Raw genomic sequence first — 26,861 nt, 5'->3', positions numbered from 1 at the left:
CGGTCCTGCCGGCGGGACCGGTGACACCGCTATACGGCGCCGGCGTCTGCTCCGAAGAAGTAGATCATTCCCAGCCTGACCGCTCGCAGTCGAGCTCTCAGCTCGCCTCGCGCATGGCCTCGGCCGCCTGCAGGTCGACCGAGACCAGTTGGCTCACCCCCTGCTCGGCCATGGTGACGCCGAACAGGCGGTCCATGCGCGCCATGGTGATCGGGTTGTGGGTGATGATGACGAAGCGCGTCTCGGTGGTCTTCGACATCTCGTCCATCAGATTGCAGAAGCGCTCGACATTGTGATCGTCGAGCGGGGCGTCGACCTCGTCCAGCACGCAGATCGGCGCGGGATTGGTGAGGAAGACGGCGAAGATCAGCGACATCGCGGTCAGCGCCTGCTCGCCGCCGGACAAGAGCGTCATGGTCTGCGGCTTCTTGCCGGGTGGGCGGGCGAGGATTTCGAGGCCGGCTTCCAGCGGGTCTTCCGACTCGATGAGCTGCAGTTCCGCCGTGCCGCCGCCGAACAGATGCGCGAACAGCCGCTGGAAATGGCCGTTGACGACCTCGAAGGCCGACAGCAGCCGCTCGCGGCCCTCGCGGTTGAGGCTCTGGATCGCCTGACGGAGTTTCCTGATCGCCTCGATGATGTCCTCGCGCTCGGACACGATCGTCTCCAGCCGGTCCGACAATTCCTTCTGCTCTTCCTCGGCGCGCAGATTGACGGCGCCGAGGCGCTCGCGCTCGATCTTCAGCCGGTCGAGCTGGCGCTCTATCTCGGCCATGTCCGGCATCGGATCGTCGGCTTTGAGCCCGGTATGCTGGATGACGAGATGCGGCGGCGTGTTCAGCGCCTCCTGGATGCGCGCCTCGACCTCGGCGCGCCGTTCGTCGGCTGCGGTGAGCCGCTCCTCGGCGCGGACACGGGTTTCGCGCGCTTCGGCGAGCGACTGGATGGCGGCGGTCGCCGCTTTGTCGAGCTCGGCCTGTTTGGTCTCAGCTTCCTGCAGGCGGTCGCTCGCCGCCTGGCGCAGCGCCTCGGCCTCGGAAAGCTGCGACAGCAGCGCGCGGCGCTTGGCGTCGATCTCGTCCGGAGCGTCGGCAAGCCGCTCGCGCTCGGCTTCGGCCTCGGCCTTGCGTTCGCCAAGCGCCGCGATCTGCGTCGAGGCGTTTTCCGCGCGCTCCAGCCAGTTCTTGCGCTCGGCGCCGATGGATTCCAGCCGGCGCATGCGCGCCTCGGCCTCGCGCCTCAGCCCTTCATGCACGGCGCGCGCATCGGCAAGCGTGGCGCGGTCGCGCGAGACGTTGGCGGAGGCCTGTTCGAGTTGCAATTGCAGATCGCCGAGATCGGGCGCGTCCTTAAGCATCTCCTCGGCTTCGAGGAAGGCGGCCTGCGTTTCCTCATGGCTGTCGACGATGCGCGCGCGGGCGTCATCCAGCGCGGCGCGGCGGCTGACCAGCTCGCCGCCGGCCTTCTCGGCCTCGGCCAGAGCATTGCGGGCGGCATCCAGCGCGTGCTGGGCGTCGCGACCGGCCTGGCGGGCGTTGCGCTCGGCCTCGCTTGCCTGGCGCATCGCCTGCTCGGCGCGCGCGAGCGCTTCCTCGGCCTCGCGCACGACACGCGTCGCTTGCACGGCTTCGGCGTCGAGCTCGGCCAAACGGTTCTTCTGCGCCAGCCGCTGCGCGGCGGCGGTCGGCGCGTCGGCGCTGGCGGTCAGGCCGTCCCAGCGCCACAGCGCGCCGTCACGGCTGACCAGCCGCTGTCCGGGCGAAAGCAACGCCTGCAACCGACGGCCGTCGGCGGCCTCGATGATGCCGATCTGCGCCAGGCGGCGGGCGAGCTGCGCCGGAGCGCGAACGACGCTAGCAAGGCTCTTCACGCCTTCGGGCAGCGCCGCATCATCCGGCTGTACAGCGCTTTCACCCCAATGCACCGGGGCGCTGCGGTCGAGCGGAACGTCGAGGTCCTCGCCGAGCGCCGCGCCAAGCGCGGTTTCATAGCCGCGCTCGACGCTGATCTGCTCGAGCACCGAGGGAAAGAGATCGCCACCGCTGGTGGCGTTGAGGATCTTGGCCAAGGTGCGCGCTTCGGTCTCGATGCGCGCCAGTTCCGCCCTGGCATCCTGCAGCGGCGGACGCGCGGCGCTCTCAGCGGCGCGGGCGTCGGCGACCGCCTGCTCGGCGGCGATGGTGCCGGCCTCGCTCTCTTCCAGCCGGCCCAATGCATCCTCGACCAGCACCCGCTTTTCGGCAGGGTCCGGCAGGCCGGAAATGCGCGCGACGATGTCGGAAAGCTCCCGGTCGACCTCGGCGAGCTGGCGGGCGAAGCGGTCGCGGCGCTCGGCGGTCTCGCGCAGCGTGCGCTCGATCTGGTGGCGCGAGGCGGCCGCCTCGGCGCGTTCGGCAGTCAGCGCGGCGAGCTTTGCCTCGCTCTGCGACAGCGTAGCACCCGCCTGCTCGAAAGCGGCGCGTGTGGTCGCCTCGCGCTCGGCGGCGCCGGCATTTTCCGAGTTGAGCCCGGCTTCCTCGGTGCGCAGGCGTTCGAGAATGTCGGCATTGTCACGCACCATCCGCTCCTCGCGGACGATGTCGGCGTCGAGCTGCTGCAGGCGGCGTTCGAGTTCGGTCTGGCGCGCGCGGATGCGGCCGGCCTCTTCCTCGATCTGCGTCTTGGCGATCGACAGGCGCTGGAAGGCCGCCGCGGCGGCGGCCTCGGCATCGCGCAAATCCGGCAGCCGGTGCGCGGCGATGCCCTGCTCTCTTGCCGCGGCCATCTGGGCGGCGGCACGATCGCCGACCAGCGTGGTGGCGACGGCAAGCGCTGAACGCGCCTCGCCTTCCTGGGTCTTTGCCAGCGTCCAGCGCAGATGCAGCAGCGTTGCTTCGGCCTTGCGGATGTCGGCCGACAGGTTCTTGAAACGCGAGGCCTGGCGCGCCTGGCGCTTCAGGCTCTCGATCTGGCCTTCGAGCTCGCCGACGACGTCGTCCAGCCGCTCGAGGTTCTGCTCGGCCGCCTTCAGCCGAAGTTCGGCCTCATGCCGGCGCGTATGCAGGCCGGAAATGCCGGCGGCTTCTTCCAACAGCGCGCGGCGCGCCTGGGGCTTGGCCTGGATCAGTTCGCCGATGCGGCCCTGGCCGACCATGGAGGGCGAGCGGGCGCCGGTCGACTGGTCGGCGAAGAGCAGTTGCACGTCCTTGGCACGGGCTTCCTTGCCGTTGATGCGGTAGAGCGATCCCGCCTCGCGCTCGATGCGGCGCGATACCTGCAGTTCGTCGGCGTCGTTGAAGGCGGAAGGCGCGGTGCGGTCGCTGTTGTCGAGGAAAAGCGTGACTTCGGCGGTGTTGCGCGCCGGACGCGCGCCGGAGCCTGAGAAGATGACGTCGTCCATGCCGGACGCGCGCATGTTCTTGTAGGAGCTTTCGCCCATCACCCAGCGCAAAGCTTCGACGAGGTTCGACTTGCCACAGCCGTTCGGCCCGACAATGCCGGTCAGCCCGCGTTCGATGACGAACTCGCCGGGCTCGACGAAGGATTTGAAACCGAGGAGGCGAAGGCGCGAAAATTTCATTCGCGCCGCCCAACACTACAGGCGTGGGCGCCGAAGCCGGACCGCTTCGGCGCGGCCTGGATGTCAGAGCAGAGGGTCGATGATGGCCGACATTTCCTCAATCGACATCGCCCCTTTGTAGGTCTTTCCGTTGATGAAGAAGGTCGGCGTCGAGTCGACCTTGAACTCGTCCGCTCCGCGTTTCTGGACTGCTCTCACATCGTCCAGAAGCTTCTGGTCCGTCAAGCAGGACTCAAAGGACTCCTGTGTAAAACCGGCCAGCTTGGAGATCTGCAGCAGCGCTTCCTTGGTGTTGTTGACGCCAACCCAGCTCGGCTGCTGCTTGAACAGCACGTCGACCATGGCGAAGTAGTTGTCCTTGGAGCAGCGCGCCAGCATGAAGCCGGCCTCGGCACTCGGATCGAACGGGAATTCGCGCAGGATGTAGCGCGCCTTGCCGGTGTCAATGTATTTGGTCTTCAACTCAGGGAAGGTGGTCATGGCGAAATGCGCGCAATGCGGGCAGGTCATCGACGCGTATTCGACGATGGTGACCTTGGCATCGTCCTTGCCGAGCTGCTTTTCAGGCAGCGCGCCGGGCTTGAGCAGCTCCGCCATGTCGACCGGACCGCTCGATTCCGGGACCTGGACCGCGGCCGGCGTGGCCGCTGGCTTGGCAGGCGTCGACGGGTCGGCGGGCTTCACCTCGGCAGCCTTCGCTGGCTCGCTGGAGTCGCTGCATGCGGCAAGCAGCGCCACCGCAGGCACGGCGGCCAGCGTGGTCAGAACGTTTCTGCGGGACAAGCTTTTGCCAGACGGGCTTTTGCCAAACGGGGCACGGTTCATGCGAATCACCTGATATCGGTTGGATTTTGCAATGCAAGGGCTAGAAAAGGCGAGAGTTGGCGCGAATTAAGGCATCGCGATCCCCAATCCAATCGCTAAACCTGACCTTCGGCATCACGAATGCGCGAGATTGGTGACGCATTCATGACGCTTCTTACGACCCTTTGGGCTTCCTTTCACCCAAAATTGTGGCGCCAAGCCGCTCCAGCGAAGCGCGCAGGCCATCATCCTCGATGTTGGCGACCAAATGCGAAAGCTTCGATTTCTCGGCCTCGGTCAGGGGTCGCGGCGCCGGAATCGGCCGGGCCTTTTGCGACAGCACCGGTTTTTGCAGGATCTTGATGCGGCCGATCGCGTTGAAGCCCAGGAAGGCGTTGACGCGGTTGATGACCTCGCCGGCCTCGTGCTGCAGGTGCAGCGCCGCCATGCCTTCGCAGGCGATGATCAGTGTCGCCGGCTCGAACGGGTCGTCCTCATGCAGGCGGCGCGGCCATTGGATCTTTTCCGGGCGCGAATGGGCGGCCAGGCGCGGTCCGGCGATCTCTTCCCAGGACTGCACCAGGCCGATCGAGATGCCGGCGCGCTTCCTCAGCACCGGATCGAGGATCTCGGTCGCGAGATCGCTCACCGGAACGGGATTGCCGAAGGGCCTTTTCCCTGCCATGTGCGTTCTCCAGTCCCCAACTCACCCGATCAATGGCACCGCTCGACCAGACCCGCAAGGCATCACGACAGACCGCGTCCGGCGATAGGGGCTTCGCGGCGCGCCTGCTCGCCTGGTACGACGCGCATCATCGCGACCTGCCCTGGCGCGTCACGCCCGGCGCTTTTGCGCGCGGCGTTAGGGCCGATCCCTATCGGGTTTGGATGTCCGAGGTGATGCTGCAGCAGACCACGGTCGAGGCGGTAAAGGCTTATTTCCGCAACTTCGTCGAGAAATGGCCGACGGTCGAAGCGCTGGCGGCGGCACCCGCCGAGGACGTGATGAAGGCCTGGGCCGGGCTCGGCTATTATTCGAGGGCGCGCAACCTGAAGGCCTGCGCCGACCTCGTGGCGCTGCGGGGCGGCGGCTTTCCCGACACAGAGGCCGGCCTGCGCGAATTGCCCGGCATCGGCGCCTATACCGCGGCGGCGATCGCGGCGATCGCCTTCGACCGGCCGGCGGCGGTGGTCGACGGCAATGTCGAGCGGGTCATGACCCGGCTTTATTCGGTCGAAACGCCGCTCAGCGAAGCCAAAGCCGAAATCCGCGCGCTGGTCGAAAAGCTGGTGCCGCTGGCCCGGCCCGGCGACTTCGCCCAGGCCATGATGGATCTCGGCGCGACCATCTGCACGCCGAAGCGGCCGCGCTGCATGCTGTGCCCGGTGCGCGAGGGTTGCAGCGCTATCCTTTCTGGCGATCCGGAACGCTTTCCGGTCCGGCTTCCCAAAGATGACAAGCCGCTCAGGCGCGGCGCCGCCTTCGTCGCCGAGCGCGACGATGGCGCCATCCTGCTGCGCAAACGGCCAGACAAAGGCTTGCTCGGCGGCATGACGGAAGTGCCGACGACGGGCTGGACGGCGCGGATCGACGGCGCCACGACGGCAGATGCCGCGCTCTTCCCCGCCGCTTGGCGGCGCGTGGGACAGATCGGGCACGTCTTCACCCATTTCGCGCTGGAGCTCGATGTCTTCCATGCCCAGGTCAAAGGCGATGCGCCGGCAGGGCATTTCTGGTCGCTGGCCCATGAGATTTCCGGGGAAGCGCTGCCCACCGTCATGAAAAAGGTAATCGAAGCGGCGATACCGGGCGCAACCAAGAAACGACGTCCGCAGTGAAAGGCCCGCAATGACCGAGATTCGCCATATCGTCTTCGACATCGGCAAGGTGCTGGTCCACTACGACCCGAACATCCCGTTCAGCCGCCTGATCCCGGATGCGGCGGAGCGGAAATGGTTCTTCGACAATGTCTGCACCAGCGCCTGGAATCTCGAGCAGGACCGCGGTCGTACCTGGGAAGAGGCGGAGGCGCTGCTGATCGCCGAACATCCTTCCCAGGCGGAAAACATCCGCAATTTCCGCCGCCACTGGCACGAGATGGTGCCGCATGCCTATGGAGACAGCGTCGCGCTGCTGGAAGGACTGATCGATGATGGCCGCGACGTGACGCTGCTCACCAACTGGGCTTCGGACACTTTCCGCGAGTCACGCAAGCGCTTTCCGTTCCTGGAAAAACCGCGCGGCGTCACCGTCTCCGGTGACATCGGCCTGATCAAGCCCGACCGCGCCATCTACGACCATCACGTCGCCTCGTTCGGGCTCGAGCCTGCGGCTTCTTTGTTCATCGACGACAGCCAGAAGAATGTCGACGGCGCCAAGGCCGCCGGCTGGCAGGCGGTGCTGTTCACCGACGCTGGAACGCTTAAAGCGGACCTTGAACGGTTCGGGATTGCGGCCTGAACTGAATCGCTTGCGGCGATCCGTTAAAGTGTTGATTCAGGCCCCTGCCCGCTCCATGCCGAGGCGGGCGATGCGGCGCAGTTCGTCGATCGGGGTCAGGCCGCCGCTTCGCTCATAGTGCCAGAAGGTCCAGCCGTTGCAGGCGTCCAGACCCTGCACTTCGGCGCCGATCTTGTGGATCGAGCCGGCGCTGTCGCCGATCGCCAGCGTGCCGTCGGCGCGCACTTTGGCGGCCCAGCGCTTCTTGGCGTCGTAGAGCGTGGCGCCAGGCGCCACCAGGCCGTTGTCGATCAGGCTGATGAAGGCGACGCGCGGTTCGGCGCGCTTGCCGGAAAGCACGGTGAGGTCGGCGTTCTCCAGCGGGCGCACCGCGGCGATGCGCTCGTTGGCGGCATCGATATAGGCCTGCTCGCGCTCGATACCGACGAAGTGACGGCCGAGGCGCTTGGCGACGGCGCCGGTGGTGCCGGAGCCGAAGAAGGGATCGAGCACGACGTCGCCCGGCTTGGTCGAGGCCATCATGATGCGGGCAAGCAGCGCCTCCGGCTTCTGGGTCGGATGCAGCTTGTTGCCGTTTTCGTCCTTCAAGCGCTCGCCGCCCGTGCAGATCGGGAACAGCCAGTCGGAGCGCATCTGCAGATCGTCGTTCGAAGCTTTCAGCGCCTCGTAGTTGAAGGTGTAGCCCTTGGCCTTCTGGTCGCGCGAGGCCCAGATCATCGTCTCATGCGCGTTCTGGAAACGGCGACCGCGGAAATTCGGCATCGGGTTGGTCTTGCGCCACACGATGTCGTTGAGGATCCAGAAGCCGAGATCCTGCATGCGGGCGCCGACGCGGAAAATGTTGTGGTAGGAACCGATGACCCAGATCGTGCCGCTGGGCTTCAGCACGCGGCGCGCCGCGAGCAGCCAGGCGCGGGTGAAGGCGTCATAGGCCTCGAAACTCTCGAACTGGTCCCAGTCATCGTCGACGGCGTCGACCTTGGACTGGTCGGGACGGTGCAGGTCGCCATCGAGCTGCAGATTGTAGGGCGGGTCGGCGAAGATGATGTCGACCGACTTTTCCGGCAGCCTGTCGAGGGCGGCGACGCAATCGCCCTTGAGGATGGTGTCCAGCCATTCGGACTGATGGGGAGCGTGGGAAAGCTCGTCGAGAAGACGCACGGCGGACATCAAATCACCCAAACAAACGCGTTACGGTTTACTGGCTGTTATGGTTACCGATCAGCGTAAACATTCGGTGAAGGGAGCGACGCATGCCCTGAGGTTTGCGCCTGCCCGCCCATTGGTGTATGCCGCGCCGCTTGAGCCGATAGGCCATTTCCCCAACGTTTCCGGATTGCCATGCCCCAGCCAGACCTTGTCATTTTCGATTGCGACGGCGTGCTCGTCGATTCCGAGATCATCGCCGCGCGCATCGAGGCGGAGCTTTTGACTGCGGCCGGGTTCGAGATTTCGGCTGAGGAGCTCAGCGAAACCTATGCCGGCCTGACCTTCAAGGACATCATGCTGCGGGTCGAGGAAAAGTCGCAGATCCCGTTCCAGGCCTCGCTGATCGACCGCGCGGAGGACCTCGTCGACCGCAAGCTGCGCGCGGACGTGCGCATCATCGACGGCGCCCGCGAAGCGGTGGCCGCCGTCGCCGCGCCACGCGCAGTCTGCTCCAACTCGAGTACCGAGCGCGTCGAATTCATGCTGGAGAAGGTGCGGCTGCTGCCGTTCTTCGCCGGTCGCATCTTTTCGGGACTGGATATCCCCAGCAAAAAGCCCAAGCCGGCGCCGGACGTGTTCCTTTACGCTGCCGATAAGCTTGGCGCCAACCCGAAGAACACCTTCGTCATCGAGGATTCCGTGCATGGCATCGCCGGCGCCAGGGCAGCCGGCATGCGCGTCATCGGCTTCACCGGCGCAGGGCATAGCTATCCCGGCCATGCCGATGCGCTGACCGAGGCCGGCGCCGAGACGGTCATCCGCCGCTGGGCGGAGTTGAACAGCACGATTGCGGCGCTGTCGGAGTGGTCGGAAGACGCCTAGAGCGGTTCAGCGTTTCACGGAATCGCCGAACCACTCTAAGCCTTTGTTTTTGCGCAATTCCGGACGGAAAACCGCTACGCACTTTTCCTGGAATTGCTCTAGGCTTCGCAGGAACGAGCTGGAAAGACCTACGCGCGCGTCGTCAGCGTCGAGAGCTGGTCGGTGTCGTAGCGGTTTCGCAGATCGGCGAGCGCCTTTGGATCCGGCGCACCCTGCATGGCCAGCTCGGCCAGTTCTTCGAAATAGTGCTCGTGGCCGGGCGGAGAGACGGTCATCAGCACGCGCGCAGGCTTCTCGCTGACATTCGTGATGTTGTGCGGCACTCCCGGCGGGATGAACAGGAAGGTTCCCGGCGTCGCTCGGATCGTCCTGTCGCCAACGTGCCATTCACACTCGCCCTCAAGCAGGTAGAAGGTCTCCTCCTGCACCCGGTGAACATGCCGCCCGGTGGCGAACTCCGGCGGGATCGTCCAGTCGAACATGCTCGTATGCCTGGTATTTTCATCGGTAACGAGGAAAGCCATGGGGTGGCCACGCAGCATGACGCCCTTCTTCTCGTCGGGCATGCGGATGACGGCATCAGCGCTCATATGATCCTCCTCTGACCGGGCGCTTAGTTCTGGCAAGCGTTTGCGCAACATCGGCCGTCCATGCCGGAAAGTCGTGAATCCGTTCCCAAAAATTTGCTAAAAGACTCCGATGATAGTCAGGGGCGACATCTACCGCTTTGGCCCGTTTCGCCTCGACCCGGAGGTGGGCATTCTCTTTTCCGGAAATGAGCCGACCATGCTTGGGCAGCGCGCCGTCACGCTGCTGCGGCTGCTGATCCAGAACGCGGGCGTACCCGTATCCAAAGACGCGCTGATCGACGCCGGCTGGGGCGGATCGGCGGTTGCCGATAACAATCTGACGGTTCAGATCGCGGCCTTGCGCCGGACACTTGCCGACGCGGCGAATGTCGCGGACTGGATCGAAACATTGCCGCGCCGCGGCTATCGCTACGTCGGACCGGCTGTCACCACAAACGTTGCCGATGCCTCGGCCGCCGCCGGCGCCGCGTCGGCGCCGAGCTTGCCCGAGAAGCCCTCCGTCGCGGTCCTGCCGTTCTCGAACTTGAGCGGCGATCCGCAGCAAGAGTACTTCGCCGATGGGATGGTGGATGACATCATCACCGGCCTCGCACGCATCAAATGGCTGTTCGTCATCGCACGAAACTCGACCTTCACCTACAAGGGTCGCGCCGTCGACGTGAAGCAGGTCGGCCGCGAGCTCGGCGTTCGCTATGTGCTCGAAGGCAGTGTGCGCAAGGCCGGCGGCAGCGTGCGTATCACCGCGCAGATGATCGATGCCACGACCGGCGCCCATGTGTGGGCCGAGCGCTACGACCGCAGTTCCGACGACATCTTTGCGCTTCAAGACGAGATCGCGCTGTCAGCCGTGGGCGCGATTGCGCCAAGCGTGCGGAAGGCCGAGATCGAACGTGTCAGGCGCAAGCGCCCCGATAGTCTGGATGCCTACGATCTCGTGCTGCAGGCCCAGCCTGACGTCGATTCAGGCATGCCGGAGCAAGTGACCAGAGCGCTGGTCCTTCTCGACCGCGCGATCGTACTCGAACCGGCTTACGCGCTGGCGCATGGCAATGCCGCCATGTGCCATCACTGCTTGTTCCTTCGCGCCGGTCTGCAGGAGATCAACCGCGCGTCTTCAATCCGCCACGCCCGGTCGGCCATCGTCCATGGACAAGATGATGCACTGGCCCTCACATGGGCCGGCTTTTCCATCGGAATGGATGCGCATAATCGCGCCGCTGCGTTCGCGGCATTGGAGGCTGCCCTCGCCATCAGCCCGTCATCGGCGCTGACCTACATCCTTGGCAGCGTCATGCTCGGATGGAGCGGCGAAGCCGAGCGCGCAATAGAATGGAGCGAGCAGGGCTTGCGGCTGAGCCCGTTCGATTCATGGGCCTGGGCCGCGTTTGACGCGCAGGCGATGAGCCATTTGCTGCGCGGCCGTTACGAAGAGGCTTGCCGTGCTGCCTACAGGTCCGTCCAGGCCAATCCGGCACATAGCATCACCTATGTGCAATTGGCCGCCGCGCTGGCCAAGCTTGGCCGGTTGGACGAAGCGAGGGCGGCCGCCGCTCGCGTGCTCGAGCTTCAGCCCGGCTTCCGCTATAGCCGCCAGTTTGCCGGCGTCAATTGCGCGCCCGCGCTCGCGGCGGCTCTTGGCAGCGCGCTGCAAGATGCCGGATTGCCGGAGTAGCCGACGAGGCCGGCTGGTCAGCCTGCGCCGATCAGGCTACGACCGACGTCGATGAGTGCCGCCATCAGTTCGTCGCGGCAGCGCGCTTCCGCTTTTTGCCCTTCGCCTTGTCGGCGGCCGGCGCCGGCGTGTTCTCGTCATAGCCGGCATAGGCCTGGTAATCGGTCGCGCTGGGCTCCGGCACCACGACATTGGCGTCGGTGAAGACGAACTGGGTTGCGGCAGTCGGATCGGTGACCTGCACCTGGTATTGATGAAGCTGCGAATAGAGCACATCGTTGCCATGCTGGACCGCGATGCGGATCGGCATGGTGACGGTGCCGGGCGCGAACAGCGGACCCGGCACGACCTTGCCGGCAACGGCAATCTTCATCGACAGCTGACCGTTGGCGTGCGTGCAGTCGCGCGTCACATCGGAGATCGAGGCCTGGTAGATGATCTTGGCCGGATCGTGATCGGGATCGACCGGCTGACCGTTGGGTCCGGTCTGCGCGGCCGCGGCAGCTGCCTCGGCTTCGGCATCGGCTGCGGCATCGCCCTTCTTTTTCTTGGGCTTGGCGACCGTGCCTTTGGCGTAGGTGTTGAAGAAGGCGGTGCCCTCACGCAGCGTCACTCTCGGACAGTAGGCGCGCAACTGGCTGGCGAGGATCTTGGGATCCTGCGGCGGCAGCGGCGCGGTCGGATCCTTCTTGGTGAGGCCGAAATCAAGAACACCATTGTCGCTCGATTGGCAGCCGGCGGCGGCAAGCATAAAGCCGGTGAGCGCCAGACCCGCGACAAAACGACGGTTGACCGAATAAAACGCCATGAAACTGCACTTCCCTCTCACAAAGCCGGTGACGTATAGCAACCGCGCGGCAAAAATGCGACTGAGCCGGCTCGGAAAATTAACCAATTGCCGTGGATGACGCGACCGGCAGCAATGGGCCTTTTACGATGCACTATGTGAGTACCCGCGGGGATGCGCCCGCGCTTGGATTTTCGGATGCGGTGCTGGCGGGGCTTGCCCGCGACGGCGGGCTTTACGTGCCGCGCGAGTGGCCGCAGTTTTCCGCCGCCGACATCCGCGCCATGCGCGGGCTTGCCTATCCCGACCTTGCCATCCGCGTGCTGACGCCCTTCCTCGGCGGCGAGATCGCGGCGCCCGTCTTCGAGCGGCTGGTGCGTGAAGCGTATGCCACGTTCCGGCACGAGGCCGTCTGCCCGCTGGTGCAGACCGGGAAGAACACCTTCATCCTCGAGCTGTTCCACGGCCCGACGCTGGCGTTCAAGGACGTGGCGATGCAGTTGCTGGCGCGGCTGATGGACCATGTGCTCGCCGAACGCGGACGGCGCGCCACCATCGTCGGCGCCACCTCCGGCGACACGGGGGGTGCTGCGATCGATGCTTTCGCCGGCCGCGACCGCACCGACATCTTCATCCTTTTCCCGCACGGCAAGGTCTCGCCGGTGCAGCAGCGCCAGATGACGACGTCGAGCGCGGCAAACGTCCACGCGCTTTCGGTCGAAGGCAATTTCGACGATTGCCAGGGCCTGGTGAAGGACATGTTCAACGACCACGCCTTCCGCGACAGGGTGTCGCTGTCGGGCGTGAATTCGATCAACTGGGCCCGCATCATGGCCCAGATCGTCTATTATTTCTCGTCCGCGCTGTCGCTCGGCGCGCCGGACCGGCCTATCTCCTTCACCGTGCCGACGGGCAATTTCGGCGACATTTTCGCCGGTTACGCCGCCAAGCGCATGGGCCTGCCGATCGAGCGGCTGATCATCGCGACCAATGACAACGACATACTGGCGCGCACGCTTGCCAGCGGCGAATACCGCACCAAGGGGGTGTTCGCCACGACCTCGCCGTCGATGGATATCCAGGTGTCGTCGAATTTCGAGCGCCTGCTGTTCGAGGCTGCCGGTCGCGATGCCGAGACGGTGCGGCGCTATATGAACGGACTGAAGCAGTCCGGCGCTTTCACCATCGAGGAAGGCGAGCTCAAGCGCATCCGCGCCGAGTTCGATGCCGGCCGCGCCAGCGTCGACGAGGTCGCCGCCACCATCCGCGCGACGCTCGAAGCGAGCAACTACCTGCTCGATCCGCATACGGCCGCCGCCGTCCATGTGGCCGCCGCCCAGGCTGGCGGCGCGGTGCCCATGGTGGTGCTCGGAACCGCGCATCCGGCGAAGTTCCCGGCCGCGGTCGAGGCCGCCAGCGGGGTCAGCCCCGCACTTCCGGCCTGGCTCGGCGGCTTGATGACAGCCGACGAAAAATACACGATACTTCCCTCCGACTTGAAAATGGTGGAAGATTACGTGAGCCGCCACTCGCGGGCGGCGCGTTAGGGAGTACTTGCCATATGGGTGTTGAGGTAAGCCGTCTGTCGAACGGCCTGACAGTCGCCACCGAAACCCTTCCAAGCATCGAATCGGTTGCCCTGGGTGCCTGGGTCAAGTCGGGCGCCCGCAATGAGCGCGACGAAGAGCATGGCATGGCCCATCTGCTCGAGCACATGGCGTTCAAGGGCACGAAGCGCCGCAGCGCCTTCGAGATCGCCTCGGAAATCGAGAATGTCGGCGGCGAGATCAACGCCGCCACCAGCGTCGAGACGACCTCCTACTATGCCAGGGTGCTTTCCGACGACGTGCCGCTGGCGGTCGATATCCTGGCCGACATCCTGCAGGAATCGGAGTTCGATCCGGAGGAACTGGAGCGCGAGCAGCATGTGATCCTGCAGGAGATCGGCGCCGCGCACGACACGCCCGACGACATCGTCTTCGACCGCTTCACCGAAACCGCCTTCCGCCATCAGACCATCGGCCGCTCGATCCTGGGCACGCCGGAGACGGTCAAATCCTTCACGTCCAAACAGCTGCACGATTTCATCGAGCGGCAATACGACGCCGAGCGGATGGTCATCGTGGCCGCCGGAGACGTCAAGCACGACGCTTTCGTGCGCGAGGTGGAAAAGCAGCTCGGCGGCTTCCGCGCCAAGGCGGCGGGCAACATCCCGCAATATGCGCAATATGTCGGCGGCGACTTCCGCGAGGATCGCGACCTGATGGACGCGCAGATCGTGCTCGGCTTCGAGGGCCGCGCCTACCATGTGCGCGATTTCTACGCCTCGCAGGTGCTGTCGATGATCCTCGGCGGCGGCATGTCGTCCAGGCTGTTCCAGGAAGTGCGCGAGAAGCGCGGCCTGTGCTACTCGGTCTATGCCTTCCACTGGGGTTTTTCCGACACCGGCATTTTCGGCGTGCATGCGGCGACCGGACAGAGCGACATCGCCAAGCTGGTGCCGGTGATCATCGACGAATTGCAGAAGGCCGGCGAAAGCATCTTGCAGGAAGAGCTCGACCGGGCGCGGGCGCAATACCGCGCCGGCCTGATCATGTCGGCCGAAAGCCCGGCCAGCCGCGCCTCGCAGATTGCCCGGCAGCTGCTTTTGTTCGGCCGGCCGATCGCCAAGGAGGAACTGATGGAGCGGCTTTCGGCGCTGACCATCGAGCGGCTGACCGACCTCTCGTCACGACTGTTTTCGACCAAGCCGACGCTTACCGCTGTCGGGCCTGTCGGCACGCTGGCGCCCTACGAGGCGATCCTCGAATCGCTCGCGGGTCCGCAGACGACGGCCCGCAAGCTCGCCGTCTGACCTAAGCAGGTTCCGCAAAGTGTCCCACGGTTTTGCGATCAGAACCTGCGAAAAATCAGGGAATCTAGGTGGATATTCGTGGGGCATCCCACGAATATCTGCCTAGAACCAGCGCCGTGTTCGCGCTCCCTTTCTTTCGCCGCGACCTGCCGGCACTGAAGGGCGACAAGGTTACGCTGCGCGTGCCTTTCACCAACGACTATCGCGAATGGTCTGCGGTGCGCGGCGAAAGCCGCGCCTTCCTCGAGCCCTGGGAGCCGCGCTGGCAACCGGACGAGCTCGACCGCACCGCCTGGCGGCTGCGCATCAGCCGCTACCGCGAGGATTACGCGCAAGGGACCGCCATCGCCTTCTTCATCTTCGAAAAATCGAGCGGCAAGCTCGCCGGCGGCATCACGCTCGGCAACATCCGCCACGGCGTCGCGCAGAGCGGCCATATCGGCTACTGGATCGGCGAACGCTTCGGCAATCGCGGCCTGATGACCGAGGCGGTCAAGCTGGTGTCGCGCTTTGCCTTCGATACGCTCAGGTTGCACCGGATCGAAGCTGCCTGTATTCCCGAAAACGCCCGATCGATCCGCGTGCTTGAAAAAGCCGGATTCCGGCGCGAAGGACTGCTGCGATCCTATCTCAGGATCAACGGCATCTGGCAGGATCACTACCTCTACGCCCGGATCGCGGACGATCCGCCGGGCGATGGAACGAAGGGCTGATTGTGACGAATTTTTCGCGATTAGCGTCGCTGTTCGCCCTCATATTGGCGGTTATCATCACGTTTTCGGCGGCCATGCCGGCTTTCGCCGTCGAGCCGATCAAGATCGCGCGCGACGACAAGGCGCTGGACCTCTCCCGTGCCTTCGACCTGTACCCGAATCAGGGCGAGAATTTCCAGGTCTCGACCGCGCCGGGTCCCGACGGCATCGTGCGGCGCATCGAGGTGGAGGCCAAGGACACGCGCTCGAGCGGCGACTGGGCCGTCTTCGCGCTCGCCAACACCACCGACCAGCAGCTCGACCGGCTGATCGTGGCGCCACATTTCCGCCTGGTGAACTCCGGCATCTTCTGGCCCGATCTCGGCTCGACCCGCATCGCGGCGATCACGCCCAGCGAAGGCTTCGCGCTCGACCGCCAGACGAGCCCCGACGCCGACGTGTTCCGCGTGACGCTGAACCCCGGAACGGTGGTGACCTTCATCGCCGAGCTCGCCTCGCCCAAGCTGCCGCAGATCTATCTCTGGGAGCCGGATTCCTACAAGGACTCGGTCAATTCCTATACGCTGTTCCGCGGCATCGTCATCGGCATTTCCGGGCTTCTGGCGCTGTTCCTGACGATCCTGTTCGTGGTCAAGGGAACCTCGATGTTTCCGGCGACCGCCGCACTCGCCTGGGCAGTGCTGGCCTATATCTGCGTCGACTTCGGCTTCCTCAACAAGATCATCGAGATCTCGCCCGGCAACGAGCAGATATGGCGGGCCGGCACGGAGGTGGCGCTTGCGGCAACGTTCGTGGTGTTCCTGTTCGCCTATCTCAACCTCAACCGATGGCACGGCCATTTCAGCTATGGCGCGCTGGTCTGGATCCTCGGGCTGCTGTTGATCGCGGGCGTCGCCATCGTCGATCCGGCGGTCGCCGCCGGCATTGCCCGCATCTCGTTCGCCGCCACCGCGCTCACCGGCCTCGGCCTCATCATCTTCCTCGGGATTCGCGGCTATGATCGTGCGATCATGCTGGTGCCGAGTTGGGTCATGGTGCTGCTATGGTTATGCGGGTCGTGGATGGCGATCACCGGCATGCTGGACAACGACATCGCCCAGCCGGCGCTGGGCGGCGGGCTGATCCTGATCATCCTGCTGATAGGCTTCACGGTCATGCAGCACGCCTTCGCCGGCGGCGCGCTGCACCAGGGCCTGTTCTCCGACCTCGAACGGCAGGCGCTCGCCGTTGCCGGCTCGGGCGACATCGTCTGGGACTGGGACGTGCTGCGCGACCGCGTTGTGACCAAGCCGGACATCAGCCTGCAGCTCGGCCTGGCGCCCAACAGCCTTGGCGGTGCGGCCCGCAACTGGCTGCCGGTGCTGCATGCCGACGACCGCGATACCTTCCGCACCACGCTCGACGTGGTGCTGGAGCACCGGCGCGGCAAGGTCTCGCAAAACTTCCGCCTGCGCGGCGCCGACGGCCACTATCACTGGTTCGCTCTGCGCGCCCGGCCGGTGATCGGCTCCGACGGCGAGGTGATCCGCTGCGTCGGCACCATGGTCGACGTCACCGAGCAGAAGAAATCCGAGGAAAGGCTGCTGCACGACGCCGTGCACGACAACCTGACCGGCCTGCCGAACCGCGAATTGTTCATGAACCGGCTGGAGGCGATCATCTCGATCGCCCGCACCGAGGACAAGGTGCGCCCGACGGTCTTCATCATCGATATCGACCGCTTCAAGCAGGTCAATGACGGGCTTGGCATCTCCGCCGGCGACACCATTCTTCTGACCGTCGCGCGCCGGCTGCACCGGCTGTTGAAGCCGAAGGATTCGCTGTCGCGCTTTGCCGGCGACCAGTTCGCGCTGATGCTGCTGTCGGAGCAGGACCCCGCCCGCATCGCGGCAATCGCCGACGCCATCAAGCACGCGATCAACAATCCGATCACCTTCGCCAAGCGAGAGATCGTGCTGACCGCCTCGATCGGCCTGATCACCTGGACGACGGCGCAGACCTCGGCCGAGGACATGGTCAAGGACGCCGAGCTTGCCATGCACCAGGCCAAGCGCTTCGGCGGCGACAGGATCGAGCCGTTCCGGCCGGCCTTCCGCACCGTCGGCACCGACCGGCTGCAATTCGAATCCGACCTTCGCCGCGCCATCGAGCGGCGCGAGTTCACGCTCGCCTACCAGCCGATCGTGCGGCTGGAGGACGGCAGCGTCGCCGGCTTCGAGGCGCTGCTGCGCTGGGATCATCCACGCCGCGGCATGATCCCGCCGGGGGACTTCATTCCCGTGGCCGAGAATTGCGGGCTGATCGTGCAGCTTGGCCTGTTCGCCATGCAACAGGCGGCCGAGGACCTCGCGGGCTGGCAAAAGCAGATCGGCGACGCGCCGCTATCGGTCTCGGTCAACCTGTCCAGCCGCCAGCTCATCCGCCGCGATCTGGTCAGCGACGTCCGCTCCGTCATCGCGCGCGCCAATCTGAAGCCGCGCTGCTTCCGGCTCGAGCTCACCGAATCCCTGGTGATGGACAATCCCGAGCAGACCGCGCATGTGCTGACCAAGCTGAAGCAGCTCGGCATCGGGCTTTCGCTCGACGATTTCGGCACCGGCTATTCCTCGCTCTCCTATCTGACGCGCTTCCCCTTCGACACGATCAAGATCGACAAAAGTTTTGTCGACGACGCGACGCCGAAGCGCGCGGTGCTGCTCAAATCCATGGTCAACATGGCGCATGAGCTGGGGCTTTCGGTGGTCGCCGAAGGCATCTCGGACGAGAGCGACGCGCTGGAGCTGCGCCAGATGGGTTGCGAATATGTGCAGAGCTTCATGTTCGGCGCGCCGATGCCCGGCGACCAGGTGCTGAAGACGTTGAAGGAACAGTATCCGCTCACTCAGGCTTAGAGGCCTGTCGTTCTGGTAGAGCAGCAGAGTCCTCTGCGATTGGCCGTGACATCCATCGCGTCGTCATCCTCGGGCTTGACCCGAGGATCCATTCCGTGACGTCAAGGCGTTGAAAGCACCGCAGAATTCTGCACCGCCGCACTCTATGCTCGATGTAACGGCATGGATCCTAGGGTCTGCGCGCGTCGCTTCGCTCCTTGCTCCGCCCTAGGATGACGATGTGCTAGGCGTGCCCGGCGGCGGCGCTCAGATGGGCGAGGTCGATGCCGATCGAGGCGAGGATACGGTCGTATTTGCGCTCGATGTCGGTGTCGAAGAGGAGCTCCGGCGTTGCCGGACAGGTGAGCCAGCCATTCTCGGCGATCTCGGTTTCGAGCTGGCCGGCGCCCCAGCCGGAATAGCCGAGCGCCATCAGCGCATGGCGCGGTCCGCGCCCCGTCGAGATGGCGCGCAGGATGTCGACCGTGGCGGTCAGGCAGATGTCGTCGGAGACGTTGAGCGAGGATTCCACGCGATAGTCGCCGGAATGCAGCACGAAGCCGCGGCTGCGGTCGACAGGTCCGCCATTGCGCACGACGAAATCGCGCGTATGGGCCGGCAGGCGGATGGCTTCCTGCTCGTTCATGATGCCGAGTTGCACGAGCAGGTCCGGAAACAGCATCTGCTGCGTCTGGTTGATGATGAGGCCCATCGCGCCTTCGTCGCTGTGGGCGCAGATGTAGATGACGGAGCGCGCGAAACGGTCGTCCTTCATGCCCGGCATGGCAATCAGGAACTGGTCGTCTAGGAAGCCGCGTCCGGCGGCCGCCTTCTTGTGGCGCAGCAAGTCCATGGAGTGAGCGTAACGCGTTTCGGCTGCGCCGAAAAGATGGTGGCGGTCCCCGATGTAACGCAAATATGATACCGGGAGGCTGACGAAGTCATTGCGCGGCCAAGAACGGACGATCAAATCACCGCCATGCGATACATGAAGATACTGGTTCTCGGCGTCGTTTTCGGGTGGGCTTGCAGCCTCCCGGCCGAGGCCTCCTCCTCGATCTGGTACAATTCGGAAGGCGGCAAGGTGCGGCTGGTGACCACCGGCAAGCCCGACGAGGCCGGCAAGATCCGCGGCGTGCTCGACATTGCCTTGAAACCCGGCTGGAAGACCTACTGGCGCGATCCCGGCGATGCCGGCGTGCCGCCGCAGCTCGACATATCGGGCAGCACCAACATCGCCGACGCGCAATTGTCGTTCCCGCCGCCGCAGCGGCATGACGACGGCTATGGCAAATGGGCCGGTTACGATCGCCCGGTGTCGCTGCCGGTGACCTTCACGCTGTCGACGCCCGGCCAGCCGGCGACCATCGACGCCAACATCTTCCTCGGCATCTGCGAGACGATCTGCATTCCGGTACAGACCCGGCTCAGCGTCGATCCGGGTTCCGATCCCGACAACGCCACCGACGCGGCGCTGGTGAAGACGGCGCTGGCGACGCTGCCCTCCCCGGCCCGGTCCGATTTCGGCATCAGCGTGCTGTCCGGCGACCACGAGACGCTTGTCGTCCAGGCGCAGTCGCCGGGCGATCCGGAATCCGTCGACTTCTTCATCGCCGGCGAGCGCGACTACATGTTCGGCGCGCCGGTGCGCAGCGAAAAGGACGGCAAGCTCGTCTTCGCCGTGCCGATCCTCGACCGGCCGTCGGCGACGCCGACCGGTGGCGGGCTCTATTACACGCTGACCGGCGCCGAGGGTTCGGTGGACGGGCTGCTGCCTTTCCCTTGATCCAGCATCAGGGCAAAGGTTGCGGGAAAGCGCCCGGTCCGGTATCGCAGATATCGATCCTTCCCCATCTCCCAAGCGAGGAAACCCATGACCATTTCGGTTGGCGAAAAACTGCCCGCCTCGAGCTTCAAGGTGATGACCGCGGACGGCGCAAAGCCGATCACCGGCGACGAGATCTTCGCCGGCAAGAAGGTGGTGCTGTTCGGGGTGCCCGGCGCCTTCACGCCGACCTGCTCCAACAACCACCTGCCGGGCTATCTGGAGAACCATGACGCCATTCTTTCGCGCGGCGTCGACACGATCGCCGTCGTTTCGGTCAACGACGTGCATGTGATGGGCGCCTGGGCGCGCTTCACCGGCGGCGAGGGCAAGATCCTCTACCTCGCCGACGGCAGCGCTGATTTCGCCAAGTCGGTCGGTCTCGACAACGATCTTTCGGCGGGCGGCATGGGCCTGCGCTCGAAGCGCTTCTCGATGATCGTCGACGACGGCAAGGTCACCGCGCTCAACGTCGAAACCAAGCCGGGCGTCGACGAGAGCGGCGCGGCGAAAATCCTCGAGCAGCTTTGATGTTCGAAACCGCCTGGCGCGCGGTGGCGATCGGCATCGGCGCCACGGTGTTCATGGATATCTGGGCGATCATCCTCAACAAGGCGATCGGCCAGCCCTTGCCCAATTGGGGCATGGTCGGGCGCTGGGTCCGGCATCTCCCCGAAAAAGTCTTCCACGACGATATCGGCAAGGCCGCGCCCTATGCGCATGAAAAAGCGCTGGGCTGGGCCTTCCACTATCTGGTCGGAATCCTTTACGGCGTGATCCTGGTCGTGCTCGCCGGAGCGGGCTGGCTGGCGGCGCCGACTTTCCTGCCGGCCTTCATCCTCGGCATCGTCACGGTCGGCGCCGGCTGGTTCCTGCTCGCGCCAGGCATGGGCGCCGGCTGGGCGGCATCCAAACTGCCCAACCCAACGAAGGTGCGCGCGCTGAACCTCTTGGCACACACGGTGTTCGCGCTCGGCATGTTCTCGACGGCGCTGCTGATCCGGTGATTGGTCAGAAGAGACGGTTCAAATCCCTGCGACCGTCCACAACGCGTACGATCTCGACCGAGTCGACCGGACCGCTTTCTGTATCTGGGACCGTTTCGTAAAGGAGCAAAAACGGAGTCACGACAAGCATTCTCGCCGAAGGGCGGATGTCTGGACGTCTGACACCCATGCGGGGCTGACCCGCGAGCTGCATGGCTCGCTCCTCTATCCATTCGTAATAGCGGTCCGCCGCCGTTAAGCTCTCGGCGCCTATGGTCGTATAGATGTCGATCAGGTCGGCTCTGGCTGCTGGCGACCAGACTATCCTAACGGCCATTTGGTGAAGCGTCCTTTAGCTTCTGCCGCGCCTCCTTTCGCAAGGTATCGAAGTCCAGAGCCTCCGGTTTCCCACTTGCCTTCCCTTCGTCCCACAAGCGTTGAAGCCTTCGCACATCTTCTTGCCGAAGTTCACGCTTAGCCAGCCAATCCCGCATCGCCTCGCGCACGATTTCGCTCGTAGTCGCGTATTCGCCAGCTTCCACAGCTTCGCGCATGACGGTTGCCTGTTGCGTCGTCACGGCCACGCTTAACTTTTCCACATTTGGCATGGGATGCTATCCTTGCTCTATGGTAGCAAATAATACTCCTTCTTAGGTGCTGCAATCAATGGTGCGGGGTTGATCGAGTGAATTCAGCGGACGATCAGAGGCTCCGATGCTGCGCCAACCTATCGATCGGCAGCCATCCATGGATCACGCCGCGTGAGCCGACATCCCACGCAAAATAGTTGCCGCCGCCCGCCGGCTGATCCGCATCGCGGCTGATTTCCCGTCCGCTGAGATGGAGGAGCATTAGCGTTCCGACGCCTCCATGGCCCACGAAAGCGATGTCTCCATCGAGACCGGTGCCGAGCACCGCATCGATCTCGCTCGCGATACGGCGTTGCGCGTCGATCGCGCGCTCCCAGCCGCGGACGCTCTCATGCGGCCTGGCGAAGAACGGATCGGCTACAGCCTCGAATTCCACCGGCGGCAGGAAACCGGTCACCGACCGGTCGTTCTCATGCATCCGCTGCCGCACTTCGACCTTAAGATGCCAATGCTCCGCCAGGATCTCCGCTGTTTCGATCGCCTTGCGCTCGGCGGATGACACGACGCGGCGGATCGAGCTGACCCAGGGCTGGTCGAGCATGGCGACAGCCCGCGCCCGGCCGATGTCGGATAGTCCCCACTCAGGCACGGGAACGTCAGCGTCGATGCGCACCTGTGGGTGCGTGATGTAATAGGCGATCGGCACGATACGCTTCTCCGGTCAGAGCGCGGGCTCAGCCACCGAAATCAATAGCTCTGGGTTGAGCGACGTGCCCTTGGGGCGGCGGGCTGCCTTGCCGACGTGGCCGGCTTCGGCGCCGCCGCAGGCTTCGGCGCTGTGGAGAGAGCAGAGCCCTTCTTGAACGGCGCCATGCCTTCGCGCGCCAGCTCATCGGCGCGCTCGTTCTCGGGGTGGCCGGCATGGCCCTTGACCCAATTCCAGGTCACCTTGTGGCGCCTGTTGGCCTCGTCGAGCGCCTGCCACAGCTCGCCGTTCTTCACCGGCTTCTTGTCGGCGGTCTTCCAGCCGTTCTTCTTCCAGCCATGGATCCATTTGGAAATGCCGTCCATGACGTATTTGCTGTCGGTGTGCAGCTCGACGGCGCAGGGCTCCTTCAGCGCGTTCAGCGCCGAGATGGCCGCCAGCAGTTCCATCCGGTTGTTGGTCGTCTCGGCCTCGCCGCCCGACAATTCCTTGGTCTTGCCGTTGAAGCGCAGGATGGCGCCCCAGCCGCCAGGCCCGGGATTGCCCGAGCAGGCGCCGTCGGTGAAGATTTCAACCTGCTTGGTCATTTGAGCCCGTATTCGGATGGCGATCTGATCGCGCGATGGAATCGCATGCGGCGGATATATTCGGTCGGATCGCGCTTCATCACCAGCCCGCCATCGGGGATGGTCAGCCAGTCATAGAGGCGGGTCAGCATGAAGCGAAGCGCCGAGCCGCGCGCCAGCATCGGCAGCGCCGCCTTCTCATCGCCCGAGAGCGGCCGTACCGACTGGTAGCCGGCGAGCAGCGCCGCCCCCTTGGTCAGGTTGAAGGAAAAATCCTTCTCGAAGCACCAGGCGTTGAGGCAAGTGGCGACATCGTAGGCGTATAGGTCGTCGCAGGCGAAATAGAAGTCGATCAGCCCGGACAGCTTCTCGCCGAGAAAGAACACATTGTCCGGGAACAGATCGGCATGGATGATGCCCTGCGGCAGACCGGCCGGCCAGTTGCGCTCGAAATCGCCGAAATCGGCATCGACCTCGGCCGCAAGGCCCGGCTCGACCTCGTTGGCGCGATCGCGCGAGGCGTCCCACAGCTTGCGCCAGCCGTCGATCGCCAGCGCGTTCGGCCTTCTCATCTGAAAATCCTGGCCGGCAAGATGCAGGCTGGCGAGCGCCTTGCCGACTTCCGCGCAATGCGCGGCGGTCGGCCGCCTGAGCGACAGGCCCTCGAGGAAGGTGATGATGACGGCAGGCCGGCCGGCAAGCGTGCCGATGACGGTGCCGTCATGCGCGGTGACCGGCAGCGGGCAGGAAATGCCTTTCCTGGCGAGATGGCCCATCAAGCCGAGGAAGAACGGCAGGTCGGCCTTGTCGACGCGCTTCTCATAGAGCGTCAGGATGTAGGAGCCGGTCGAGGCGTGGACGAGGAAGTTGGAATTCTCGGTGCCTTCGGCAATACCCTTGTAGGACAAGAGCTCGCCGACCGGATAGGCCTTCAGGAACGCGCCGAGTTCGTTCTCGTTGACGTCGGTGTAGACGGCCATCGGGCTTCACGCCGCTCCGTTGACGAAGGCCATGTCGGCCGCCGTCAGTTCGACATCGCGCAGCACCCGCATCACCGGAAAATCCTCCGTTTCGGTGGCCGTGACGGCCAGATCGATGGTGACGTCGAAACGCTGCCGGAAGGCGTCGATGATCTCGTCGACGATGATCTCCGGCGCCGAGGCGCCGGCCGACAGGCCGAGCGTCGAAATCCCGGCGATCTCATCCCACGGAATTTCGGCGGCCCGCTGCACGAGAAGCGACATCGCGGCACCGGCGCGCTCCGCCACTTCGACAAGACGACGCGAATTGGACGAATTGGGCGCGCCGACGATGAGGAACAAATCGGCGCCCGGGGCGGTCTCCTTCACCGCTTCCTGGCGGTTGGTGGTGGCATAGCAGATCGATTCGGCCGCAGCCGCGTGCAGCTGTGGGAACCGCTCCTCGAGCGCCCGGATGATGCCGGCGGTGTCCTCGACCGACAGCGTCGTCTGGGTGACGAAGCCGAGCGCCGAAGCGTCGACCGGCTCAAAGCGCGCCGCGTCGGCCTCGGTCTCGATCAAGGTCACGGCGCCTTCCGGCAATTGGCCCATCGTGCCGATCACCTCCGGGTGCCCGGCATGGCCGATCAGCAGCACATGGCGGCCGAGCCGCTGGTGGCGCATCGCCTGCTTGTGCACCTTGGAGACGAGCGGGCAGGTGGCGTCGAGGTAGAAGAGATTGCGCGCCTGGGCATCCGCCGGCACCGATTTCGGCACGCCATGCGCGGAAAAGACCACCGGCGACTGGCGGTGCTCGGGCGGGATCTCGGACAGTTCCTCGATGAAGACGGCGCCCAGGCTCTGCAACCCTTCGACGACGTAGCGGTTGTGCACGATCTCGTGGCGGACATAGACCGGCGCGCCATATTTCTTCAGCGCCAGCACAACGATCTGGATGGCGCGGTCGACGCCGGCGCAGAAGCCGCGCGGCTGGCAGAGCCTGATCGTGAGCGGTGGCTTTTTCTCAATCATGAATGCAAGGCCGGTTCAGTCGAAAATCCTGTGGCGAAATGAGGTGCCGACCCCTGCCCTGTCAAGAGCGGCCGGCCTCACGCTTCTTTCGCCGGGCGGCGGAGTCTCAGGATCAGCACGGCGGCGAGAGCCGCGGCGAGCCCGTACCAGGTGACGGCATATTGCAAATGATTGTTCGGCAGATCGATGATGGTGACGCCACCGACCGGCAGGCCGCCGGGGTTGGGCGTCTTGTCGGCATCGATGAAGAACGGCACCAGCGGCGCGCCGGCCGGCAGGCCGGCTGTTGCCGCCATGACGTCGCGGTCCTTCCAGAAGAAGATGTTCTTGGCGACGTCGTTGTCGGGAAGCATCATCGACGGCTTTCCGGGCAACGGATTGCGGGCGAGCCCGGTCACCGTCACCTTGCCGGCGACCTCGCCCTTTGGGCGCTTGGCCGGATCCTTGAGGTCGTAGGGAACAAAGCCGCGGTTGACGAGCACGAAGCGGCCGTCATCGAGCTGAAGGGGCGTGTAGACGTTGAAGCCGCTGTCGCCTTCCCAGGTCGAAAAGAAATGCCGCTCGCCCTGATGCAGGAAAATGCCGGTCACCGTCACCGGCGTGTAGTCGACATCCTGTGAGGCAGCGAATTGCCTCTCGACATCGGCCAGCGACAGGGGCGCTGAATGCGTGCGCTTGTCGATGGTCGCGAGCAGGTCTTCCTTCCAGTGCAGGCGCTGGACCTGCCAGGTGCCGAGTCCGATCAGGATGGCGAACAGGACAAGGCCGAGGTTGAGCAGCAACACCGAGCGCGGCCGCGAACGGCCGGCAACCAAACCGGCCGCCCCGGTCATTGGCTGGAGTCCAGCCTGCCCTCGGAGGCTTTCTTCGAATATTGCAAGGTGATCAGCACGCCCTTGATCAGGCGCAGCGCCGTCAGGCAGAGCACCAGCGCCAGCGGTATCCACAACATGAAGTGCAGCCAGAGCGGCGGGCTGAACGTCACCTCCATCCAGAGCGCGAGGCCGACGACGAGGAAGCCGATGATCAGGATGACGAACACCGCCGGTCCGTCGCCGGCATCGGCGAAGGAATAGTCGAGCCCGCAATTGTAGCAGCGCTTGCCGACGGTCAGGAAACCCGAGAACAGCTTGCCTTCGCCGCAGCGCGGGCAGCGGCCGTGCAGGCCGGCCGGAATGGGATCGATGGGTGGCCAGATCGCCTTGTCTTCGCTCATTGGTAATCTTCGCTCATTGCATGATCTCGATCGGTGTGCCGTCGGCCACCATTGTCCAGATTTCATCCATATCGGAGTCCGTAACCGCAATACAGCCGTCAGTCCAGTCGACCATTTGAAGCAGCCGGCCCACCCACCCAAAGCCATTGGGCTGACCATGGATCATGATGAAGCCGCCAGGATCGACGCCGCGCGATCTTGCCGAGGCGAGATCGTCGGCGTTGGGATAGGAGATGTGGATCGACTTGTGCGCGACGCTGTTGGGATTGCGCCAGTCGAGCACGTAGCGCCCTTCCGGCGTTCGCTGATCGCCTTCGCGGTGCTTTTGGCCGACGGGATCGCCGCCCAGCGCGATGTCGTAGCTGCGCAGCACCTTGCCGGCGCCGATCAGTTGCAATTGCCGTTGCGATTTCTCGACCCGCACCAGATCGACCTTCTGCCAATGGAGCGCGTTACGCTCCAACACAGGGGTCGTCGCGATGAGACATGCACATATGGCGACAGGGGTTCGCGCCCACATCGCTTACCGATGGCCAGCCATTGCGCCGAAAAGAAGAAGGCGGCCGCGTTGCCGCGACCGCCCTCAAAAACTCCTGAAAAAGTGCCGAAAGCAAATTCCGGAAAAATCGCGACGCGCTCT

General features: G+C 64.8%; 27 protein-coding genes. 11 read left to right on the top strand and 16 right to left on the bottom strand.

The window, feature by feature from the left end; genetic code table 11:
• Window positions 1-97: 97 nt before the first annotated feature.
• The 3 genes from smc to KVT37_RS13725 all read right to left on the bottom strand — a co-directional run bounded on the left by smc (window position 98) and on the right by KVT37_RS13725 (window position 5,048).
• Window positions 98-3,559, bottom strand: coding sequence for a chromosome segregation protein SMC (gene smc, locus KVT37_RS13735; protein ID WP_217573714.1), 3,462 nt, complete (start codon window positions 3,557-3,559; stop codon window positions 98-100).
• 63 nt (window positions 3,560-3,622) lie between these two features.
• Window positions 3,623-4,384 carry a DsbA family protein gene (locus tag KVT37_RS13730; protein ID WP_217573713.1) on the bottom strand — a complete coding sequence of 254 codons (762 nt, stop codon included), beginning with the start codon at window positions 4,382-4,384 and terminating at the stop codon, window positions 3,623-3,625.
• 154 nt (window positions 4,385-4,538) lie between these two features.
• Window positions 4,539-5,048 (bottom strand): DUF721 domain-containing protein, encoded by a 510-nt coding sequence (locus tag KVT37_RS13725; protein WP_217573711.1) that lies wholly within the window; start codon window positions 5,046-5,048, stop codon window positions 4,539-4,541.
• A gap of 32 nt (window positions 5,049-5,080) precedes the next feature.
• Between KVT37_RS13725 and mutY the strand changes: the two genes are divergently transcribed.
• Entirely contained in the window at window positions 5,081-6,202 is a 1,122-nt protein-coding gene (gene mutY, locus KVT37_RS13720; protein WP_217573708.1) for an A/G-specific adenine glycosylase, read from the top strand.
• A gap of 10 nt (window positions 6,203-6,212) precedes the next feature.
• Window positions 6,213-6,824, top strand: coding sequence for an HAD family phosphatase (locus KVT37_RS13715; protein ID WP_217573707.1), 612 nt, complete (start codon window positions 6,213-6,215; stop codon window positions 6,822-6,824).
• Between the two features lie 36 nt (window positions 6,825-6,860).
• Here KVT37_RS13715 and KVT37_RS13710 read toward each other — a convergent pair whose 3' ends face one another.
• On the bottom strand, window positions 6,861-7,994 hold the full coding sequence (locus KVT37_RS13710) for a site-specific DNA-methyltransferase (RefSeq protein WP_217573705.1): 1,134 nt from the start codon (window positions 7,992-7,994) through the stop codon (window positions 6,861-6,863).
• Between the two features lie 171 nt (window positions 7,995-8,165).
• On the opposite strand from KVT37_RS13710, the gene KVT37_RS13705 reads away from it, so the two are divergent.
• Complete coding sequence (locus KVT37_RS13705; RefSeq protein WP_217573703.1) at window positions 8,166-8,855, top strand: HAD family phosphatase; 690 nt, start codon at window positions 8,166-8,168, stop codon at window positions 8,853-8,855.
• A 128-nt stretch (window positions 8,856-8,983) separates the two neighbouring features.
• Here KVT37_RS13705 and KVT37_RS13700 read toward each other — a convergent pair whose 3' ends face one another.
• Complete coding sequence (locus KVT37_RS13700) at window positions 8,984-9,445, bottom strand: cupin domain-containing protein (RefSeq protein WP_217573701.1); 462 nt, start codon at window positions 9,443-9,445, stop codon at window positions 8,984-8,986.
• Between the two features lie 109 nt (window positions 9,446-9,554).
• On the opposite strand from KVT37_RS13700, the gene KVT37_RS13695 reads away from it, so the two are divergent.
• Window positions 9,555-11,117 carry a winged helix-turn-helix domain-containing tetratricopeptide repeat protein gene (locus tag KVT37_RS13695; protein ID WP_217573699.1) on the top strand — a complete coding sequence of 521 codons (1,563 nt, stop codon included), beginning with the start codon at window positions 9,555-9,557 and terminating at the stop codon, window positions 11,115-11,117.
• Window positions 11,118-11,181: 64 nt separating this feature from the next.
• Here the strand turns inward: KVT37_RS13695 and KVT37_RS13690 are convergent, their stop codons facing one another.
• Window positions 11,182-11,925 carry a hypothetical protein gene (locus KVT37_RS13690; protein WP_217573697.1) on the bottom strand — a complete coding sequence of 248 codons (744 nt, stop codon included), beginning with the start codon at window positions 11,923-11,925 and terminating at the stop codon, window positions 11,182-11,184.
• A gap of 128 nt (window positions 11,926-12,053) precedes the next feature.
• On the opposite strand from KVT37_RS13690, the gene thrC reads away from it, so the two are divergent.
• From thrC to KVT37_RS13670, 4 genes are all read left to right on the top strand, one after another.
• A complete protein-coding gene (gene thrC / locus KVT37_RS13685) occupies window positions 12,054-13,451 on the top strand; it encodes a threonine synthase (RefSeq protein WP_217573695.1) in 1,398 nt (465 codons plus the stop codon).
• A 14-nt stretch (window positions 13,452-13,465) separates the two neighbouring features.
• Window positions 13,466-14,758 carry a pitrilysin family protein gene (locus KVT37_RS13680; RefSeq protein ID WP_217573693.1) on the top strand — a complete coding sequence of 431 codons (1,293 nt, stop codon included), beginning with the start codon at window positions 13,466-13,468 and terminating at the stop codon, window positions 14,756-14,758.
• Window positions 14,759-14,874: 116 nt separating this feature from the next.
• Window positions 14,875-15,471, top strand: coding sequence for a GNAT family N-acetyltransferase (locus KVT37_RS13675; protein WP_217573691.1), 597 nt, complete (start codon window positions 14,875-14,877; stop codon window positions 15,469-15,471).
• A 2-nt stretch (window positions 15,472-15,473) separates the two neighbouring features.
• On the top strand, window positions 15,474-18,362 hold the full coding sequence (locus tag KVT37_RS13670) for an EAL domain-containing protein (RefSeq protein WP_217573689.1): 2,889 nt from the start codon (window positions 15,474-15,476) through the stop codon (window positions 18,360-18,362).
• A gap of 223 nt (window positions 18,363-18,585) precedes the next feature.
• Here KVT37_RS13670 and KVT37_RS13665 read toward each other — a convergent pair whose 3' ends face one another.
• The gene (locus KVT37_RS13665) at window positions 18,586-19,194 is read right to left on the bottom strand and encodes a YqgE/AlgH family protein (RefSeq protein WP_112095931.1); all 609 of its coding nucleotides are present in this window, start codon (window positions 19,192-19,194) and stop codon (window positions 18,586-18,588) included.
• 126 nt (window positions 19,195-19,320) lie between these two features.
• Between KVT37_RS13665 and KVT37_RS13660 the strand changes: the two genes are divergently transcribed.
• The 3 genes from KVT37_RS13660 to KVT37_RS13650 all read left to right on the top strand — a co-directional run bounded on the left by KVT37_RS13660 (window position 19,321) and on the right by KVT37_RS13650 (window position 21,173).
• Window positions 19,321-20,127: a protein-disulfide reductase DsbD domain-containing protein gene (locus KVT37_RS13660; protein ID WP_217573686.1), complete on the top strand. Its 807-nt coding sequence runs from the start codon at window positions 19,321-19,323 to the stop codon at window positions 20,125-20,127.
• 87 nt (window positions 20,128-20,214) lie between these two features.
• Window positions 20,215-20,697 carry a peroxiredoxin gene (locus KVT37_RS13655; protein WP_217573684.1) on the top strand — a complete coding sequence of 161 codons (483 nt, stop codon included), beginning with the start codon at window positions 20,215-20,217 and terminating at the stop codon, window positions 20,695-20,697.
• Complete coding sequence (locus KVT37_RS13650) at window positions 20,697-21,173, top strand: DUF2938 domain-containing protein (RefSeq protein ID WP_217573682.1); 477 nt, start codon at window positions 20,697-20,699, stop codon at window positions 21,171-21,173. The genes KVT37_RS13655 and KVT37_RS13650 overlap by 1 nt, the downstream gene beginning before the upstream one ends.
• A 4-nt stretch (window positions 21,174-21,177) precedes the next feature.
• Here the strand turns inward: KVT37_RS13650 and KVT37_RS13645 are convergent, their stop codons facing one another.
• The 9 genes from KVT37_RS13645 to KVT37_RS13605 form a co-directional block, all read right to left on the bottom strand.
• Window positions 21,178-21,489, bottom strand: a complete 312-nt coding sequence (locus KVT37_RS13645) for a type II toxin-antitoxin system RelE/ParE family toxin (protein WP_217573680.1) — start codon at window positions 21,487-21,489, stop codon at window positions 21,178-21,180.
• Window positions 21,479-21,760: a type II toxin-antitoxin system ParD family antitoxin gene (locus KVT37_RS13640; protein WP_217573678.1), complete on the bottom strand. Its 282-nt coding sequence runs from the start codon at window positions 21,758-21,760 to the stop codon at window positions 21,479-21,481. The genes KVT37_RS13645 and KVT37_RS13640 overlap by 11 nt, the downstream gene beginning before the upstream one ends.
• A gap of 94 nt (window positions 21,761-21,854) precedes the next feature.
• Window positions 21,855-22,448, bottom strand: coding sequence for a histidine phosphatase family protein (locus KVT37_RS13635; protein WP_217573676.1), 594 nt, complete (start codon window positions 22,446-22,448; stop codon window positions 21,855-21,857).
• Window positions 22,449-22,489: 41 nt separating this feature from the next.
• Window positions 22,490-23,035 (bottom strand): ribonuclease HI, encoded by a 546-nt coding sequence (rnhA, locus tag KVT37_RS13630; protein ID WP_217573667.1) that lies wholly within the window; start codon window positions 23,033-23,035, stop codon window positions 22,490-22,492.
• A complete protein-coding gene (locus KVT37_RS13625; protein ID WP_217573665.1) occupies window positions 23,032-23,994 on the bottom strand; it encodes a homoserine kinase in 963 nt (320 codons plus the stop codon). The genes rnhA and KVT37_RS13625 overlap by 4 nt, the downstream gene beginning before the upstream one ends.
• Before the next feature lie 6 nt (window positions 23,995-24,000).
• Window positions 24,001-25,005, bottom strand: a complete 1,005-nt coding sequence (ispH, locus tag KVT37_RS13620) for a 4-hydroxy-3-methylbut-2-enyl diphosphate reductase (protein ID WP_217573656.1) — start codon at window positions 25,003-25,005, stop codon at window positions 24,001-24,003.
• Between the two features lie 77 nt (window positions 25,006-25,082).
• Window positions 25,083-25,838, bottom strand: coding sequence for an SURF1 family protein (locus KVT37_RS13615; protein WP_217573654.1), 756 nt, complete (start codon window positions 25,836-25,838; stop codon window positions 25,083-25,085).
• Window positions 25,835-26,221 carry a DUF983 domain-containing protein gene (locus KVT37_RS13610; protein ID WP_217573652.1) on the bottom strand — a complete coding sequence of 129 codons (387 nt, stop codon included), beginning with the start codon at window positions 26,219-26,221 and terminating at the stop codon, window positions 25,835-25,837. Before KVT37_RS13610 ends, KVT37_RS13615 begins: the two co-directional genes overlap by 4 nt.
• A 13-nt stretch (window positions 26,222-26,234) precedes the next feature.
• Window positions 26,235-26,687: a L,D-transpeptidase family protein gene (locus KVT37_RS13605; protein WP_308642618.1), complete on the bottom strand. Its 453-nt coding sequence runs from the start codon at window positions 26,685-26,687 to the stop codon at window positions 26,235-26,237.
• Between the last annotated feature and the right edge of the window lie 174 nt (window positions 26,688-26,861).

The organism is Mesorhizobium sp. GbtcB19, from assembly GCF_019091085.1.
Lineage (GTDB): Bacteria > Pseudomonadota > Alphaproteobacteria > Rhizobiales > Rhizobiaceae > Mesorhizobium.
The sequence above is the reverse complement of the archived record's forward strand: the minus strand, read 5'-3'. Positions and strand labels throughout refer to the sequence as shown.

Excerpts from the sequence above, each read along its gene's own strand:
- KVT37_RS13625 (WP_217573665.1), bottom strand. The coding sequence starts at position 23,994 with ATGGCCGTCTACACCGACGTCAACGAGAACGAACTCGGCGCGTTCCTG.
- rnhA (WP_217573667.1), bottom strand. The coding sequence starts at position 23,035 with ATGACCAAGCAGGTTGAAATCTTCACCGACGGCGCCTGCTCGGGCAAT.
- KVT37_RS13610 (WP_217573652.1), bottom strand. The coding sequence starts at position 26,221 with ATGAGCGAAGACAAGGCGATCTGGCCACCCATCGATCCCATTCCGGCC.
- KVT37_RS13680 (WP_217573693.1), top strand. The coding sequence starts at position 13,466 with ATGGGTGTTGAGGTAAGCCGTCTGTCGAACGGCCTGACAGTCGCCACC.
- KVT37_RS13655 (WP_217573684.1), top strand. The coding sequence starts at position 20,215 with ATGACCATTTCGGTTGGCGAAAAACTGCCCGCCTCGAGCTTCAAGGTG.
- KVT37_RS13705 (WP_217573703.1), top strand. The coding sequence starts at position 8,166 with ATGCCCCAGCCAGACCTTGTCATTTTCGATTGCGACGGCGTGCTCGTC.
- KVT37_RS13730 (WP_217573713.1), bottom strand. The coding sequence starts at position 4,384 with ATGAACCGTGCCCCGTTTGGCAAAAGCCCGTCTGGCAAAAGCTTGTCC.
- KVT37_RS13640 (WP_217573678.1), bottom strand. The coding sequence starts at position 21,760 with ATGCCAAATGTGGAAAAGTTAAGCGTGGCCGTGACGACGCAACAGGCA.
- KVT37_RS13660 (WP_217573686.1), top strand. The coding sequence starts at position 19,321 with ATGCGATACATGAAGATACTGGTTCTCGGCGTCGTTTTCGGGTGGGCT.
- KVT37_RS13710 (WP_217573705.1), bottom strand. The coding sequence starts at position 7,994 with ATGTCCGCCGTGCGTCTTCTCGACGAGCTTTCCCACGCTCCCCATCAG.
- KVT37_RS13715 (WP_217573707.1), top strand. The coding sequence starts at position 6,213 with ATGACCGAGATTCGCCATATCGTCTTCGACATCGGCAAGGTGCTGGTC.
- KVT37_RS13665 (WP_112095931.1), bottom strand. The coding sequence starts at position 19,194 with ATGGACTTGCTGCGCCACAAGAAGGCGGCCGCCGGACGCGGCTTCCTA.
- KVT37_RS13725 (WP_217573711.1), bottom strand. The coding sequence starts at position 5,048 with ATGGCAGGGAAAAGGCCCTTCGGCAATCCCGTTCCGGTGAGCGATCTC.
- thrC (WP_217573695.1), top strand. The coding sequence starts at position 12,054 with ATGCACTATGTGAGTACCCGCGGGGATGCGCCCGCGCTTGGATTTTCG.
- KVT37_RS13615 (WP_217573654.1), bottom strand. The coding sequence starts at position 25,838 with ATGACCGGGGCGGCCGGTTTGGTTGCCGGCCGTTCGCGGCCGCGCTCG.
- KVT37_RS13650 (WP_217573682.1), top strand. The coding sequence starts at position 20,697 with ATGTTCGAAACCGCCTGGCGCGCGGTGGCGATCGGCATCGGCGCCACG.
- KVT37_RS13645 (WP_217573680.1), bottom strand. The coding sequence starts at position 21,489 with ATGGCCGTTAGGATAGTCTGGTCGCCAGCAGCCAGAGCCGACCTGATC.
- KVT37_RS13700 (WP_217573701.1), bottom strand. The coding sequence starts at position 9,445 with ATGAGCGCTGATGCCGTCATCCGCATGCCCGACGAGAAGAAGGGCGTC.
- mutY (WP_217573708.1), top strand. The coding sequence starts at position 5,081 with ATGGCACCGCTCGACCAGACCCGCAAGGCATCACGACAGACCGCGTCC.
- KVT37_RS13695 (WP_217573699.1), top strand. The coding sequence starts at position 9,555 with ATGATAGTCAGGGGCGACATCTACCGCTTTGGCCCGTTTCGCCTCGAC.
- KVT37_RS13690 (WP_217573697.1), bottom strand. The coding sequence starts at position 11,925 with ATGGCGTTTTATTCGGTCAACCGTCGTTTTGTCGCGGGTCTGGCGCTC.
- smc (WP_217573714.1), bottom strand. The coding sequence starts at position 3,559 with ATGAAATTTTCGCGCCTTCGCCTCCTCGGTTTCAAATCCTTCGTCGAG.
- ispH (WP_217573656.1), bottom strand. The coding sequence starts at position 25,005 with ATGATTGAGAAAAAGCCACCGCTCACGATCAGGCTCTGCCAGCCGCGC.